This window comes from Rhizobium sp. No.120, assembly GCF_054558365.1.
This window is the reverse complement of the sequence record NZ_BAAJNQ010000011.1, coordinates 1-17,533: the sequence shown is the minus strand read 5'-3', so window position 1 is coordinate 17,533 and position 17,533 is coordinate 1. Positions and strand designations below refer to the sequence as shown.

Genomic DNA, 17,533 nt, shown 5'->3' with positions numbered 1-17,533 from the left:
GTTAAACGGGGCAGGGCGATGACCAGGACGTCAGCACGAGTTTCAAGTGGCGAAAATGGCGAGGTAAGTGTCAGGCCCCCGGGCGGTGCCTTGCGTCAACTGTCCGCGACACTTCTGAGCTGCCTGCTCATCTTCCAGCCGATCCTGGCGAACGCGCAGTCCATATCAGCCGCCGGATCGGCACCCGTTGCCAATCAGCCGGGCGTCGGTGCTGCGCCCAATGGCGTACCGCTGATCGATATCGTCACGCCGAACGCTAGCGGTCTCTCGCATAACAAGTATGACAACTTCAATGTCGGCACCCAGGGCCTGATCCTCAATAATTTCAAAGGCGAGCAGGGCACCTCGAACCTCGGCGGGGTGACACCGGGCAATCCAAACCTCAATGCCTCGAACCCGGCTTCCGTCATTCTCAACGAAGTTACATCAGGCAATCGCTCGGCGCTGAATGGACCGACCGAAGTCTACGGCAGTCGAGCGGATGTCATCATAGCTAACCCGAACGGAATCACCTGCGCGGGCTGCGGCTTCATCAACACGCCGCATGCGATGTTGACGACCGGCGTGCCCAACATCGGCGCCGATGGCAGCCTGACAGGATTCACCGTCAATGGCGGTGACGTCACCTTCGAAGGGGCAGGCGGCAATTTCGCGGCTGCTCCTGGTGCAGTCGATCTGTTCGATGTCGTCTCCCGCCAGATCCATGTCAACGGGCCGATCTACGGCAAGACCGTGCGCCTGACTGGCGGTGCCAGCCAATACAATTATGCCACAGGCGAGGCGACGGCGCTGACCGCCACCTCGGGCACCCCTGAATATGCGATCGACGGCACGGCACTCGGCGCCATGCAGGCCGACCGCATCAAGGTCGTCGTCACCGAAAAGGGCGCCGGCGTCAAGATGAGCGGCGACATGGCCGCCAATGCCGGTGAACTCTCGCTGTCGGCCGACGGCAAGATCTCGATCGGCAATGCTTCCGCACGCGATGACGCCACCATTACCTCAAAACAGAGGGTCACAGCCGCCAAGGTCACGTCGAGACAGAAGGTCAAGGTTCAGGCCGATCAAGGCATCACCCTGCAATCGGTCGCAGCCGATAGCGATATCGTGCTTGCGAACGGTGCAGGTCTCTTGAGCGTCTCCGGCGACGTAAACAGCGGCACAAGCGTGCAGATGAGTTCGGGCGGCGGCATTGCTGCTGGAAGCGTGACCGCCGGCAATGGCGCCGCGACGCTTCTCGCCAGCTCCGGCGATATCGCCATTGCCGGCGCCGCCAACAGCACCGGCGACCTTACTCTGACTGCCGCGGCCGGCTCGATCTCGGCCGCCTCGCTATTGAGCTACAACAATCTCGCTCTTACCGCTGGTAATAGTCTTGCCGTTTCCGGCAATGTCCTGGCGCAGGGCAATGTCAGCGCCACTGCTCAGTCAATCTCCACCGGCATGGTTGTTTCCGGCATCAATATTGCTGCCACCAGTGCCGATCCTGGCGGGAATGTCGTTCTTGGCTCCGCAGGCAACTTAAGCCTGACGGCAACCGGCGGCACGATTGCCACTGGCAATCTGCAGTCGGCTGGAAGCCTCAACACCAGTGCGACCGGTAATATCACGGCGGGGAATATTCAATCAGCCGGCAATCTTACCGCGACCGCGACTTCGCTCACGGCCGCCAATGTTACCTCGCATGGCGGGCTCACCGTTAACGCTGCGATAAACGCAAGTGGTCAGATTCTCGGAGCGGGCGATATCCTGATCTCCGGGGCTGGCATTCAGGCGACCGCTATCGCGTCCGGCGTCGACTTTGCCTCGACCAACGCCGCTGGTGGCAACATCGTCCTAGGTTCGGCCGGCGCACTCGATCTAAAAGCTGTCGCCGGCACCATCACTGTCGGCACGTTGCTATCGGCCGGCAACCTGACGGCCCAGGCTTCCTTGCTGCAGTCTAACAACCTCACCAGCCACGGCAACGTCGGTATCGACGGCGGCATGCGTGTCACCAATCAGTTGCTCGGAGCCAGCGATATCACCATCAATGGCAACGTCAATGGTGTCACTGCGGGTCTGCTTGCGTCTGGCGTCAATTTTGCCGCGACCAAGGCCGCAGGCGGCAATATCGTGCTGGCGGGTGGCGGCGATCTGACGATCAACGACAGCGCCGGCGCCGTTCAGGCGGGAACCGTGCTTTCAGCCGGGGCGATCAATGCCACCGGCCAGACCATCACCGCTGATGCGATCACCGGCAGCAAGAACATCACGCTGACCGGCGCCACCGGTGCCATGACTGGAAGTGGCAGCGTCAAGATTACTGGTCAGGTGCTTGGCGGCGGCAATGTCGGCATCACCGGCTCGAGCATTGCCGCGGATGCCATTGTCTCAGGCGTCGATATCGCCGCCACCAATGCGGCGGGCGGGCGCATCACCCTTGGCCCAACGGCCACGGGAGCTGGCAATCTGACACTGACGACCGCAGGCGCGATCAGCGCCGGAACGCTCTTGTCTGCGGGCGATCTCATCGCGAACGGCTCATCGATATCCGCCGGCAATATCTCCGCGCATCACGACATGACGCTTGGCGGTGTGATCAGCATCAGTGGCCAGATTCTCGGCGCCGGCAACGTGCTGATCTCAGGTCAAAGTTTGTCGGCACAGACGCTTGTCGCCGGCATTGACTTCAATGCCACCAATGCAACCGGCGGCAATATCGTCCTTGATCAGACCGGCGATTTGAACGTGAACGTCGATGGCGCCGTTGCGGCATCGACCATACAGGCCGCGGGTGCCATCGACATCAGCGGTGCATCCGTCACCGCAGCTTCGATCACCGGTCATAAGGATGTCAGCCTTTCCGGTACGGCAGTCGGAGGTGTCGCCACGACGACCGCAAGCGGTCGCGTTGATATCGCCAACCAGGTGCTTGGCGGCGGCAACATCGGCATCTCCGGTCTAAGCATCAAGGCGGGGACTATCGTCTCGGGTATCGACTTCGCCGCAAACGGGAACATCGTCCAGACGACAAGCGGCAATCTCACGCTTGCCGCGGCCGGCACCATTGACACTGGCACACTGCTCTCGGCAGGCAGCCTTAATGCGGCCGGGTCTACCATCACCGCCAGCACCGTCACGGCGCACGGCGATGTAACGCTTAGGGGTGCCACTAGCGTTACCGGCCAGATCTTGGGCGCCGGTAACGTGCTTCTTACTGGTCAGAGCCTGTCGGCCCAAACGGTCGTCGCCGGCATCGACTTCGCTGCTACAAACGCGTCTGGTGGCAATATCGTTGTTGGCCAGACCGCGACGATTGCAGGCAATCGCGCTGGGGATCTGACAGCTCAATTGAGTGGCGGGTTCTCGGCATCGACGATGCAAGCCGCCGGTGCCGTCAACGTCAATGCCGCGACAGTGACGGCCGATACCATCACCGGCCATCATGACATTACCCTTTCCGGGGCAACGACCGTCAATCACCAGATCCTGGGCGGCGGCAACATCGGCATCTCTGGCTCGAGCATCAAGGCTGGGGCTATCGTTTCGGGCGTCGATTTCGCCGCGACGGCAGCCGCCAATGGGAGCATCGTCCAGACGACGAGCGGTAACCTGACACTCGCTTCGACCGGTGCGATCAATACCGGTACACTGCTCTCAGCCGGTAGTTTTTCGGCCAGCGGTGCGGCCGTGACCGCGGATGCTGTCACAGCGCATGGCGATATCACGCTCAATGGTGCCACCAGCATTGCCGGCCAGGTTCTCGGCGCCGGCAACATCCTGATCACTGGCCAGAGCCTTTCGGCCCAATCTGTCGTCGCCGGCATCGATTTTGCTGCTACCAACGCGTCTGGCGGCAATATCGTTCTTGGTCCAGCCGGATACCTGACCGCTCGGCTTAGTGGCGGATTCTCGGCATCGACGATGCAGGCCGCGGGCGCTATCGACGTCAATGCCGCCAGCGTGACGGCCGACACCATCACCGGGTACCAAGATGTCGCGCTTGTTGGTGCGACGACCGTCCATAGCCAAGTCCTTGGTGGCGGAAACATCAGCATCTCAGGCCCGAGCATCGCCGCAGGCGCAATCGTCTCCGGTGTCGACTTCACTGGCACCGCGGCCGCCAACGGCAATATCGTCCAGACATCAAGTGGCGATATGTCCCTGGCTTCGAGCGGTAATCTCACGGTCGGCACGCTGTTGTCGGCAGGCAATTTGACCGCGCAAGCGAGCGATCTGAGCGCGAGTAGCATCACAAGCCATGGCACGACCGATCTGGCGGCCAGCGGCCGTGTCGACGTCAGTGGCCAGGTCCTATCGGCCGGCAATCTCTCGATCGATGGCGCCAGCCTCAACGCCGGGCTTCTGGTCTCCGGCGTGGATTTTGCGGCGACCGCAGCCAACGGCGGAAACATCGTGCTTGGAGGGGCCGGTAAGACGGACCTCACCGTTTCAGGCAACGCCACGACCGGCACGATCCTGTCGGCGGGCGATATCACGGCAAAGACGGCCAATCTTCAGGCGGGTAGCGTCACAAGCCACGACAATGTCGACATTATCGGCAATGTCGCTGTCAGCAACCAGATCATGGCCGCTGGCGAGCTTGCAATCAATGGCGGCAGCATCAGCGCACCGACCTTGATCTCCGGCATCGACTTTGATGCTACCAATGTCGCCGGCGGCAACATCGTACTGGCATCGTCTGGCAGCACCAATCTTACGGCCTCCGGCAATATCTCGGCTGGCACGATCCTTTCCGCCGGCGATCTTGTGGCAAGAGCCACAAATCTGACGGCTGCCAGCATTACCAGTCATGGCAAAGTCGATATTTTCGGCAATCTCGCAGCCACCAATCAGGTGATTTCCGCGGGCGATCTCATAATAAGCGGCGGCAGCATCAGTGCGCCCGTCTTGATTTCGGGTGTTGATTTCGCCGCCACCAACGCCAGCGGCGGCGGTATAGTGCTCGGAACTGCCGGCAATATGAATTTGACCGCGTCCGCGAGCATCACGACGCAGACCATGCTATCGGCTGGCGCTATCAATGCCAGTGGGTCTGCGATTGCAGCCAATGCTGTGACCGGACATGGCGACATTACCCTCGCGGGTAGCAACAGCGTCAATGTCTCGGGCCAGCTCCTCGGTGCTGGCGACGTCTTGCTCTCCGGCTCAACCGTCCAACTCGGCCAGGCAGTTACCGGCGTCGATTTCGCTGCTACCGCGCGATCGTCAAACGGCGCCATCGCTCTCGGACAAAGCGGCGATCTCACAATTAACGCCGGAAGTGCGTCGGCCAGCACGCTGATCGTCGCAGGCAACCTCAATATCGCGGCGAGCGCGTTTACTGGCGGCAACATTACCGGCCACGGCGCGGTCACGATCGGTTCCTCCACCAGTCCTGGCGCGGTCAGGATCAACGGCCAACTCCTGGGCGCCAACAATGTCTCGATGACCGGATCTGCCGTCAGCGGCAACGTCATCGCAGCCGGCGTCGATTTCGCGGCGATGGACCAATCGGGCGCCGGTAATGTCATTCTGGGCCAGGGCGGCAATGTCACGCTTGCAGCCACGGCAGCCGACATCTCTTTCAACAGCCTCCTTGCTGCCGGGACGATTACGGCCAACGCTGCCAACAATATCAGCGCCAATGCCGTTGCCCATGGCGATCTGTCGCTCACAGCGGGTAATGCGATCACGCTCACCGGCCAATCGCTTGCAAGCCGCAACGCCAATTTGTCCGCCCGATCAATGACGATCGACACACTGGTCTCAGGCGTCGACTTTGCAGCCACCAATGCTGCGGCCGGTGGCAGCCTGATGCTGCAGCGTACTGGCGCGATGACGCTGTCGGCCTCGAGCGGTAGTATCAGCGCCAATTCGCTGCTTTCGGGCGGCAATCTTGCCGCTACGGCGGCGCAAAATATCGGCTACAACAGCCTGCAGAGCCTGGGGAACGCTACGCTCGCAAGCCCTGGCGCCATTGCCTATACCAGCACCACCCGCGTCGGTGGCAATCTGACGCTCAATACGGGCGCACTGGATCTCTCGGGCAGCAGGGGCAGCCGGATCGCCGCGGGCGGTACGCTGATCGTCAACGCTTCATCCGCCAATCTCTCGGGAAGCAATCTCGTCTTTGGCGGCCTGAGCCTCAATCTTTCCGGCGGTGCCGATCTTTCCAACGCACAAGTCAGTACCGTTACCAATGCTGGCGGTTCCGGTGACATCACCATCTCCGCCGCAGGCCTTGCCACCACTGCGGGTACTTCGCTACTCGCCGCGCATGACCTGACGCTGAACCTGCCGTCGCTCGGCAATACCGGCCAATTGGCAGCCGGCAATAATCTGACCTTCAACGTATCAGGCGATTTCTACAATAGCCCGTCCGGCCTCGTGTTTGCTGGCAACAATGCCAACCTCTTTGTCGGCGGCACGCTCACCAATGACCAAGGCGCTATCCTTGCAGATGGCGGGATGACCATCCAGGGAACGGCTACCGGCCAGCGCAATGCGGCAGTCACCAATGTGTCCGGCCTCATTCAGTCCGGTGGTGACATGTCGATACTCACCAGCAATCTCACCAACAGGCGATCGACGACGCCGACCTGGGTGACGGGTCAGTTGGTCTCCTCCGGTGCCGTTGTCGGTACCTTCGTGCTCAATCCAGCAGTCGCAGGCCAACCCTTCGCCTATCTGGAATCGACCGACCAGAATATGTTCCAGCTTTATGCGGGGGTCGATCCGGGGCAGTTTTCTGACTACCAGCCGCTGTTGTATTCGGTCGCAACCCTTGCTGACGGCACCTCCTATCACGCCTGGACCTGGGTCAGCGGCAGTGGGCCGACGGAAGTTCGGCCGATCTTCGACTGGATCAAGGCTCGTGTCCCCAAGGATGCCAACGGCAATCCGATCCTCGATCCTAACAATCCGTCGCGTTATTTCATTATCGATGAGGTCGTCCGCAACGGTTCGGATACGAGCACAACCTACACATGGGATCCAACATCCAACATATCGCAGTCGGTTTATGAAGACCGCTTCACCAGTGCGCTCAGCCCCGAGGCCGTGATCCGCGCCGGCGGCAATCTCACAGTCGATGCGACCAACCTCACAAATTCCTACAGCCGGATCGAAGCCGGTGGCAATGCGTCGCTCACGGGATCGACGCTCACCAACGAAGGCGTCGTTCTCAATCGCACCACGATGCTGACCTGTAGCGCTCAAAGTGCCTGCTCAGCCTACAATGCCGATGGCACGGCCGATCCTTCTCGCAATATCGCCAACGGCACGTCAATCGTGTCGGGATCGCAGGTGATCGGCGGCGCGGCTGGCACGCTCAAAGCGGCCCGGGCGCTGAGCCTCAATTTCGGTACAGTCAACAATACGTCGCTCGGTTCGACGGGCGGCGGCGCGGCCGTTAGCGCGCCTTCGACACCGAACGATCCTCTGTCGGCCCTAAACGGCATGACAGCCGGCGGCGCCCTGTTCAATGTCAATGCCGCGCTGGGCAGTTTCGCCTCGAATGGTGGCGCCAATGTCGGTAGTGGTCCATCATTGACAGGTACCGGCACAACGATCGCCGGCGGGCCGACCGTCAATGGCGGCAACCTGACGGCAGCCGTCGGTACTTCGGTGAGCGGCAACGGTGTGACGCTCGCCAGTGGCCCTTCGATCAACTCCGGCAGCCTGATAGCTGGTAGTGCTGCGATCAATCCTAACAGCCTGATGGGCAAGCTCACCGCTGCTCTCGGCAACAGCGGCAACCTCGCTCAGGTCCTGGAGGTCAATGGCGCGAAACTCGCCTCGCTTGCGAAGCCCCAGTCCGGCGGGGTGGGCGGCACGGTTCCAGGTCAGGTCTTCCTCTTCGAAACGCGGGCAGCCTTCCTCGATGTCTCGAAGTTCTATGGCTCGAGCTATTTCATCGACCGGGTTGGCTATACGCCGGAGACCAAGGTTCCCTTCCTCGGCGACGCCTATTTCGACAATCAGCTCGTAGACGAACAGATGCGGCAGCTGGTGGGCGATGGCCTTGGCGCGGGATCCTTCATTCCCGGCAACAATGCCACCGACCAGATGAAGACGCTGCTCGACAACGGCGTCGCTTATGCCGAGGCGAACGGGCTTTCTCTCGGGCAAGCACTGACGCCCGAGCAGGCCGCATCGCTCACGCAGTCGATCGTGATCTACCAGACGCAGATCGTCGACGGCGCGCAGGTGCTCGTCCCCGTCGTCTATCTCTCTGCCGCTGATAAGGCGAAGGTCAACGCAGGCGGTGCCGTCATCGCCGGCAACAGCGTCAACATCGACGCCGGCTCCGTCAACAATTCCGGTGCGATTGCTGCTGCGGATGGCATGACCATCAATGCGACCGAGATCAAGGCCAATGGCGGCACTTTCCTCGCCGGCGGCAACATGAATCTCAATGCCACAAATGGCATCACGCTTGCCGCACAGACGATGACCCTCGGCGGTCAGAATGTCGTCAACACCAATGCCGGCGTGTCGGCCGGCGGCAACCTGCAGATCGCCGCGGGCGGTACGTTGAGCTTAGAGGGCACCAAGATCGCCGCAGGCGGCAATGCCCAGCTTTCCGGCACCAATGTCAACCTGACCACTGTCAAGGTCGACAACAGCGGTCAGCAGAATGCGACAGGCGCCCATGTCAACGCCGGTGGCAATCTCACCATTGCTGGCACCAACGACGTCAACATCATCGGCTCCTCCGCCAAGGCCGGTGGCGATCTCAAGGTCAAGGCTACGGATGGTGCGGTCAACATCGTATCCACCGATGTCGCACGTCGCACCGACGACGGCTACACCAAGATGACCAGTACCGATCAGCAGGCCGCGCAGCTCTCGGCCGGCGGCAATCTTCAGGTCAATGCCAATACCGGTGTCCTGATCTCCGGTTCCGACCTGACGGCCAAGGGTAATGTCGGCCTGACCTCCAACGGCGACATCAATGTCACCACCTCGCAGAACCAGTCGAACTCGACCTTCGGCAAAAATTCCTCGTCCGAGCTGACTCATAATGGCTCGACCATTACAGCCGGTGGTGATCTCGTCGCCAAGTCTAGCAGCGACATCAACGTCATCGGCTCGACGATGGCGGCCGACGGCAAGCTGGGCTTGCAGGCCGGTAAGAACGTCACGATTGCTGAAGCGACCGATAGCGCCACCCTCGACGTCAAGAGCTCCAGCAAGAAGAGCGGCTTCTTCGGTTCGACGAAGGAGAATGCCTCCGGTCATCTGGAGACCACGACAGCGGCTGGCTCGTCACTGTCAGGCAAGGACGGCGTGACGATTATTTCCGGCGGTGACACTACGGTCTCCGCCTCCAAGGTGACGGCCGGTGATGATACTCATACCGCCGATCTCAAAGTCCAGACCGGCGGCAACCTGATCGTCTCCGCCGGCAAGGACACGGAAACGGAGCACGACAGCGCCAAGCGCAAGGGGTTCCTGCGCAGCGGCAGCTCGAGCTATGACGGCTACAACGAGACGACCGTCGGCTCACAGCTCTCGGCCTCCGGCGATGTCAAACTCGATGCTGGCAAGGCCGCCGTGATCGTCGGCTCGAAGGTCGATGCCGACGGCTCGCTGAATGTCTCCGGCGAGAGCGTCAGCATCATCGGCGCCCAGGAAAACCACCAGTCCGACAGCAAGCGCAAGGATTCCGGCCTCTTCGTCGGCTCTGGTGGCGGCTTCATATCGCTCTACGGCAAGAACGAGAAGCAGGGCAAGCAGTCCTCGACGGATAACATCGGCTCCACATTGTCGGCCGGTGAGGATGTCAATCTGACCGCCAGGGCGACCGATCTCAACATCATGGGATCGTCGGTCAGCGCCAATCGCGACATCAACCTTTCGGCCGCTCGCGACGTCAACGTCACGCCCGGCGCCGAAAGCTCCTCGCAATCCGAGCAGCAGAAGAAATCCGGCTTCGGTCTTGCACTTTCCGCCGGCAATGGCGGCTTCTCGATCGGCATCGGCGCGCAATCGACCAAGGACAGCAAGGCTCAACAGTCCGACACCAATGCGGTATCGACATTGGCGGCGGGCCGCGATCTCAACATCTCGGCGGGCAATAACGTCAACCTGCAGGCGACCAGCGCCTCGGCCGAGCGCGACGTTACTCTCTTCGCGGGCAAGGACATCAATCTTCTGTCGGCCAATGATGTCTCCAACTACCAGGAGGTGCACGAAAAGACCTTCGCCGGTGTGACCATCTCAGTGACGAGCCAGATTGGCAAGGCGGCCCAAAGCATCATGAACTCAGCCGAGCGCCTTTCGGACAGCGGCGGCGTCAATGCGGTGACCAATACGGCCATTGCCGGCCTCGGTTTCTACGAGGGTTACAAGGGGCTGAAGGGCGCCTATGAGGCGCTGACCAGCACGGACCCTAAGGTTGCAACCGGTCTTTCCTTCAGCATCGGCATCAATGCCGGCGTCAGCCATCAGGAAAACAGCTGGTCCTCGTCGTCCTCAACCCCGGTCGTGACGGATATTCGCGCGGGGCGCTCCATCACCGTTGAGGCCGAGAAGGGCTCGATCACCAGTGATGGTGCGCAGATCCTCGCCGGCTACGACAAGAACGGCATCCGCACGATTCCAGGAGATCGACTGACCGGCGACATCTTCCTGTCGGCGAAGAACGGCAACATCAACCTGAATGCCGCTACCGGCACGTCGGATTCGACCAGCTCGAACAAATCCTGGAGCGCCGGCGTCGGCGTCAACTTTGGTTGCACCAGCAAGGGCGGCTGCCAGGAGACCGGCGTCGGGGTCAACGCATCTTATGGCAAGGGTGGTTCCGAAACCTCCGGCACCAACCACACGAACACACATGTGAACGGCACCGGCGATGTCACCATCGTCACCAACGATCTCGCGCTGAAGGGTGCGACGGTTGCCGGCAATTCGGTTGATATCGACGCGCGCTCGCTGACGATCGAAAGCCAGCTGGATACGCAGAAAGCCAAGGCCGATCAGTTCAATGTCTCCGGCCAGATCGGCTTTGGAACCACCGGCGTCTCCGGCACCGTGCAGAAGGCCAAGGGCGATGCGGTGCTCGTGTCCGAACAATCGGGCATTCATGCGGGCACCGGCGGCCTCAACATCGATGTCAGCGGCGAGACCTCGCTTGTCGGCGGGCTGATTACCAGCCAGGCGACGGCGGACAAGAACTCCTTCTCCACCGGCACCCTGACGATTGCGGATATCGACACGCATTCGACCTGGAAAGCCGAAACCTATGGCGGCGGGATCGGTACTGGCGGGCTCACCATCGCTCCGCCCGTCAAGGCCGGCGAGAACGAGACCGGTAAGGCCTATTCGGCCATCGGCGGCAATATCGGCATCACGATCACCGATCCTACGCATCAGACGCAGGACATCGGCACGATCCGCCGCGATACCAACAATACCAATACTTCGCTGCCCGGCCTGCCGGACCTGCAGAATATCCTACGCCAACAGTATAAGACCCAGGCCGATCTGCAGGCGGCGCAAGCCACCATGGCTGGGTTGGTGGGCGATATTGCAGACCAGTTCGAAGGACAGGCCCTCGCTGCTGGTCACCCCGAGGACGCGGCGTATTGGGAAGAGGGCGGTACGGGTCGTGCGTTGCTGCACGCCATTGGCGCAGGCCTGCTTGGTGGGGTAAACGGTTGGGAGGGCGCTCTGAAGGGTGCTCTTGGTGGTGCGACGACAACATTGCTAGCACCAGCGATCGGCAATCTCGTCAAGGGAATGCTAAAGGATAGCACCCTGTCCGATCAAGACAGGCAAGCCCTTGCCGCACTGGTGGGAGCCAGCCTCAGCGCCGCCGTCGGAGGAGCTGTTGGTGGTGGCGAAGGTGCTGCCTACGGAGCCGCGAACTATCAGTTCAACTATCTTGCACAAAACAAGGCAAGATCGCGCGTCGTCGCGAAAGCCAAACTCGAGGAATGCAGGGATAGCAGGACCTGCAGTGCCGCGCAGATCGCGAACTATCAGTCGATGGTCGATCAGTACAATCAGGAGGATCAGGAGACTGATCGCCAACTTAAGACAGCCTGCGATGCCGCGCCAAAGGGGTCAGCTTGTGTTTCAGCTGTCACGCAAGCGTTGATCGCGGCGGAATACTACGTTTCTCCGGACTATCTTTCGACACTATTCATGAACCTGCCGGACAGCGGCTACCGCGATATCGAGAACCAAATTCTCAGCGGGCATTTCGACGAGACAGCAAATCGTGATCTGAAGCAGGCAATCTACGATGAGCGAAAAGATATCATAGCGCTGCTTGAACAATATCGACCATCTGTTGCGGAAGCCTGGAAGCAGATTGGCTACGATAACATCGCCGCACTTGTTATTGCCGGAGCATCACTTGGGCTAGAAGGTATTACTAGGGGTGGTAACAATGGCGCCGACGGCACCGTAACAACGGGGGCCAATACACCGAAAAGCGCACCTAGGTTTCTGACAGACTCCGCGGGTAATACCATCGACTTGAATCTCTCCAGAGGCCTCACCCAAACCAACGTCTCTGTCACAGGTTCAAGAGGCTCAGTTCGATATCCGCTTGAAGATCAATTGCCAAATTCATATGCTAATCTCGGCAACGGTCACGCTGTAGTGTATGGCCCCGATGGGAGGGCCTTGTATGATGTCTCTGGAGAGAGAATTAAGGTTGTTGAATGGAACCAAGCGCCGAATGGAACGTGGTTTCCAAAAAAAGGAAGTGATACCAAGGTTTTTCAAGGAAATGTTCCACAATCCATCTTGGAAGATCTAGGGTTGAAATAATGGATGTTTGTGAAGGGAAAGTCCCTAAAGAAATCTTGAGCCTGTTTACTTCAGACATCGGCTCAGGTGAATTCTTTAGCTATGTTGGGAATCTAGTATCCGTGGAGCAAGCGCTAGCGGTTTTGGGAATACTATCTCCTGATTTTATCGAACATGAAGACCATGTATTTTGGCGTGCGAATGCCTCGGCGGATATTTCCCGTGGGCTTCGTCTTGCAGGATTAAAGATAACAGAAGCAGGGCAATCACAACCAAGCGCTCAGCGCATAGATGTCGAACGTTATCAAAACAACTTTTCTGTTAGCCAATTCTTTTCAAAATGGGAAGACACTGCTGAGAATTTGGTCTCTAGTGTTAGCTTGACAGAAAAAGACTATAGGCTGTGCCATATTTTCGCACAGCAGCTTGCGCGATATTGGAAGATGGCCCTGTTCGAGTGCTTTCCTCATAGAGCATTTGAGTTTGAGGTGGCTGACGACCTACTCGATGAATATGGGGTATGTTTGACGTTCTGGCAGCCCGAATTACGGTGACAGTACGCTAATTGTACCCATAAAGCCGCGATCTCTGCCAGCGATATAGGTCATGGCTTCAGTGCTCCTTGAAAGCCAAGAACGATATCAATCTGCTGTCAGCCAACGACGTCACCAATTACCAGGAGGTGCATGAGAAGACCTTCGCCGGTGTGACCATCTCAGTGACGAGCCAGATTGGCAAGGCCGCCCAGAGCATCATGAACTCGGCCGAGCGCCTGTCGGACAGCGGCGGCGTCAATGCGGTGACCAATACGGCGATCGCCGGCCTCGGTTTCTATCAGGCCTATAAGGACCTGAAGGATGTCTATCAGGGCTTGACCGGCACGGATCCGAAGCTTGCAACCGGTCTTTCCTTCAGCATCGGCCTCAATGCCGGCGTGAGCCATCAGGAAAGCAGCTGGTCCTCGTCGTCCTCAACCCCGGTCGTGACGGATATTCGCGCGGGCCGCTCGATCACTATGACAGCCGAGAAGGGCTCCATCACCAGCGATGGCGCGCAGATCCTCGCCGGCTATAACAAGAACGGGATCCCCACGATATCGGACGACCCGCGGACCGGCGATATCTTCCTGTCGGCGGCAAATGGCGACATTAATCTCAATGCCGCCACGGGCACGTCGGATTCGACCAGCTCAAACAACTCCTGGAGTGTCGGCGTCGGCGCCAACTTCGGCTGCACTACAAAAAATGGCTGCGCGCAGACCGGTGTCGGGGTCAACGCTTCCTATGGCAAGGGCGGTTCGGAAACCTCCGGCGCCAGCCACACGAACACGCATGTGAACGGCACCGGCGATGTTACCATCGTCACCAACGATCTCGCACTGAAGGGGGCGACGATTACCGGCAATTCGGTCGGCATCGACGCCCGCTCGCTGATGATCGAAAGCCAGCTGGATACGCAGAAGGCCAAGGCCGATCAGTTTAATGTCTCCGGCCAGATCGGCTTTGGCAACACCGGCGTCTCCGGCACCGTGCAGAAGGCCAAGGGCGATGCGGTTGTTGTCTCCGAACAGTCAGGCATTCATGCGGGTACCGCTGGCCTCAACATCGATGTCAGCGGCCAGACCTCGCTTGTCGGCGGGCTGATTACCAGCCAGGCGACGGCGGACAAGAGCTCCTTCTCCACTGGCACCCTGACGGTTGCGGATATCGACACGCATTCGACCTGGAAGGCCGAAACATATGGCGGCGGGATCGGCACAGGTGGGCTCACCATTGCTCCGCCCGTCGAGGCCGGCGAGAAGGAAACCGGCAAGGCCTATTCGGCCATCGGCGGCAATATTGGCATCACGATCACCGATCCGGCGCACCAGGTGCAGGACATCGGCACGATCCGCCGCGATACCGAGAACACCAATACCTCGCTGCCCGGCTTGCCGGATCTGCAGAACATCCTGCGTCAGCAGTACAAGACCCAGGCCGATCTGCAGGAAGCGCAAAAGACTATGGCCGGGTTGGTGGCCACGATCGCGAACCAGTTCGCGCAACAGGCAACGACACCTGAAGAGCTTGCTCTGTGGAACGAAGGTGGCGCTGGCCGCGCGCTCTTGCACGCAATCGGCTCGGGTATATTAGGCGGCGCCAACGGCTGGGAGGGTGCACTACGGGGCGCTGTTGGTGGCGCAACGTCCACATTGCTCGCTCCGGCGATCGATAAGCTTGTGGCCGGTATGCTGAAAGACAGCACTTTGTCGGCCACCGACAGGAATATGCTCGCCACGTTGATTGGACAAAGCTTGTCCGCGGTTGCAGCCGGCGCCGTGGGAGGTGGGGAAGGCGCAGCTTACGGCGCCGCAAATTATCAGTTCAACTATTTGAACGATAAACAGTTTCTAGCGCTTATCACCATGAAGGTTGGTTGCGAGAACGGCTCTTCCGGTGCATGTATTATCGCTAACGCTTTGGAGTCCCTCGATAAATATACGAATCAGCTGCTGGTGGACAACTGCCATGCAGATATCAGCTCCGATGCGTGTATTTCGGCAAGGCAAGCTCTTGGCGCGGCCATTCATTCTATCGGACAACTCATCGGAGATCCGACGGATCCCGTTGGGCAGATGCTCTCGAGTTACTATGATCAGTTGCAGGCGCTGCAGGGAGATCCAACTCAAAGCAAGCAGCTTCTTTATGCAATTGCGGGTGCTGTTTTAAGTTCGTCCCGCGCCGATGCTATATTAGCTGAAGTTTCTGCTAGTGGAAAAGGTGTAGGGTTCTCCGTAGCTACCACTGGCGAGGGAGCAAGATTTGTAACACGCAGTGACGGAAGCACTCTGGACATAAATGCAATAAATATCCCTGGACCGATAAATTCTCCATATGGCAAAATGGATTATCTGCTTGGGAAGGTTCCAGGCAATCAGGACAGTATCGGCAAAGGTGGCTATTTCAGTGGTCTTCTCGGGTTTCGCTCTAACGAAGAGCTTTCTGTTGCAATGCGAAATCAGCTGATTGATAATTTCGGCAGCGCAGTCATCAAGGGAAGCAAAATAGAAATAACTGCTCCAATAACTGGGCCAAATGGTGTCACAGCCAACGTTAAGGCCGCTTGGATCGCTAAGCCGGACGGATCTGTGAGTTTTATTACCGCACTTCCTGGTCCAAAACAGTAGGACATACCTTGAAAGCTTTTTCTTTAATTGCCCATGACGTGAACTATACGATGATCGAGTTAGATTCGCGTCGTAACTATACACGTTATCATATTTTCAGAGAATTGATTGCAATTGGAGAGATAGATTTACCGTCGCATCTCTTTCCAAAATTCTCGGTTTCAAGAAATGGTCGTGTAGCGATTTATGCTGGGAGTTCGATATGTCTTATTAATTTAGCGACTATGATTAAGTATGAAGAGGAAGAAGAGGTTCATCGAGTTTGGTTGTTTGAGAGTGAATTCCTTGTTGAAAGCGATACATCCCTAACCAAGCGTCTCATTTCTGATTTAAGCATTAAAAACCAATACCAGCACGATGAAATAATAACGGCCGGATTGCTTGGAGGCCAGAACCTTCTCTACTTTGAGGATTTGCAGAATCGTGTATTTTCGGTAGATCTGAAGAGCTTTATTGTCATTCCCGCGGCATTTCCATTCAAGAAACTTCAATAAAAGGGCTCTGACGGGGTTGCATCGCTGTCTCATCTGAATGCGTCGTTCACATTGAACGCTCATGCTGCGTAGCACCGGCGGCCTCAACATCGATCTCAGCGGCCAGACCTCGCTTGTCGGCGGGCTGATTACCAGCCAGGCGACGGCGGACAAGAACTCCTTCTCCACTGGCACGCTGACGGTTGCCGATATCGACACGCATTCGACCTGGAAGGCCGAAAGCTATGGCGGGAATGATGATTCGGGTTGGCTTTGTAGAATTTTCCATCTGGATGCTGGAACGTTGGAAAATCGATTGATGCTCGTAACTCGTCGCCAACGCTAAGGATGCGGACAGTAATGCCATCGTCCGCTAGCGCCTTAACATGATTAAATGTGTTGCCGGTCGTCATCTCCGCTCTCGCAATTTTTAGAGTTCCTCTATCGCCACCGGAGCTTTTCGACGGATGCACCGAAGGGAATGTCTGTCGTTCCCACAAAGCTAGCAATGCCAATCCTGAAAAACACCCGCCATGAGAGTGGCCGATCTTTGAATTACAATCAACGCAATTCCGAGCGGCCACTCAGACCCGCGAGGTGAATAATGGCAGCCCCCTAAAGGCGAAAGTTCTGCATGGCTTGCAGCAGTCATGGCCGGAACCCACTCTTCACGACTCCCGAGGCCTTTGGAATGCGTGCAACGAATACTTCCAATGGGCAGAAGCTAAGCCGCTAAGAAAGCAAAGCCTTCGCAACAGGCGGAAAGCAACCGTCAAGCAGCTCCTGAAGATGTGTGTGATGACGGTCAGCGGCCTCGTGATCTTCCTCGATACCCGCAGGAGCACGTGGGATGACTACCGAGTGAAGAAAGGTTTCTCGTAATCGCCGGCGTGTCGAGGAAATCATGTCAGCACAGAAGTTTGAGGGCTTCGTTGCCAATCTCCTGAACAGCAACATTATCGCTCGTGATCTTGGGCTCCGTGACAAGCAGAACGTCGATCTGAATGGCAAGATCACGCTGGTTCCCCAGATAACGATCAATGGCGGTCAAGCTGACGCCAAGCTCGATTTCAGCCACCATGCGAGGCAGATGGTGGCGCTGCAGAGCGTGGCAACAGAAATGTTGTATGGCGGCGCTGCCAGC

General features: G+C 58.5%; 5 protein-coding genes and 2 pseudogenes. All 7 read left to right on the top strand.

Translation table 11 applies throughout. The features are described 5' to 3' along the window. Positions 1-90 precede the first annotated feature (90 nt). The gene (locus ACYJRZ_RS24320) at positions 91-12,771 is read left to right on the top strand and encodes a hemagglutinin repeat-containing protein (RefSeq protein WP_459463366.1); all 12,681 of its coding nucleotides are present in this window, start codon (positions 91-93) and stop codon (positions 12,769-12,771) included. Continuing rightward, positions 12,771-13,304 (top strand): hypothetical protein, encoded by a 534-nt coding sequence (locus ACYJRZ_RS24315; RefSeq protein WP_459463364.1) that lies wholly within the window; start codon positions 12,771-12,773, stop codon positions 13,302-13,304. Before ACYJRZ_RS24320 ends, ACYJRZ_RS24315 begins: the two co-directional genes overlap by 1 nt. Before the next feature lie 65 nt (positions 13,305-13,369). Then, positions 13,370-15,322, top strand: a pseudogene (locus ACYJRZ_RS24310) (hemagglutinin repeat-containing protein); the annotation flags it as partial. 602 nt (positions 15,323-15,924) lie between these two features. Beyond that, complete coding sequence (locus tag ACYJRZ_RS24305) at positions 15,925-16,410, top strand: hypothetical protein (protein ID WP_162759665.1); 486 nt, start codon at positions 15,925-15,927, stop codon at positions 16,408-16,410. A 61-nt stretch (positions 16,411-16,471) separates the two neighbouring features. Beyond that, complete coding sequence (locus tag ACYJRZ_RS24300) at positions 16,472-16,735, top strand: hypothetical protein (protein WP_459463362.1); 264 nt, start codon at positions 16,472-16,474, stop codon at positions 16,733-16,735. A gap of 251 nt (positions 16,736-16,986) precedes the next feature. Next, the gene (locus ACYJRZ_RS24295) at positions 16,987-17,271 is read left to right on the top strand and encodes a terminase small subunit (protein ID WP_459463360.1); all 285 of its coding nucleotides are present in this window, start codon (positions 16,987-16,989) and stop codon (positions 17,269-17,271) included. A 22-nt stretch (positions 17,272-17,293) separates the two neighbouring features. Continuing rightward, positions 17,294-17,533 (top strand): annotated as a pseudogene (locus ACYJRZ_RS24290) (hypothetical protein); the annotation flags it as partial.